Annotated in this window: 1 protein-coding gene; it reads right to left on the bottom strand. The window is 68.6% G+C overall.

Features of this window, described 5'->3' with window-relative positions:
- The coding region (locus QSK36_RS43160) for a carbohydrate-binding protein (RefSeq protein ID WP_285786454.1) at positions 1 to 405 on the bottom strand (405 nt) is incomplete at both ends.

Raw genomic sequence — 405 nt, 5'->3', positions numbered from 1 at the left:
GCCGGTGAACTGCCACCAGTTCAGGTTGAACAGGTAGCCGCTGCCGCCGGTGAACTTGAGGTACAGGTCGTGGGTGCCGGTCGCGCCGGTGACGGGGCAGGAGACGGTTGTCCAGGTCTGCCAGCCGCCGGTGCCGGGGACGTCGCAGGTGCCCATGAGGGTGCCGGTGGCGCTGTCGCGGCGCAGTTCGATCTTCCCGCCGCCGGCGCCGGAGGCGACCCGAGCGGAGAACGAGGTCGCTCCGGTGCCGAAGCCGACGCCCTTGACCTTGATGTAGTCGCCGTTGTCGATGAAGCCGACGTTCATCCCGCCTTCGTTGGAGGCCTCGGTTTCGACACCGGACTCCCAGGCGATGGTCTCGGCCTCCTGGCGGGTGTAGGGGTTCAGCGTGCCGATCTGGGGTGC

The sequence above is a fragment of the Microbispora sp. NBRC 16548 genome (assembly GCF_030268985.1).
GTDB lineage: Bacteria > Actinomycetota > Actinomycetes > Streptosporangiales > Streptosporangiaceae > Microbispora > Microbispora catharanthi.
The sequence above is the reverse complement of the archived record's forward strand: the minus strand, read 5'-3'. Positions and strand labels throughout refer to the sequence as shown.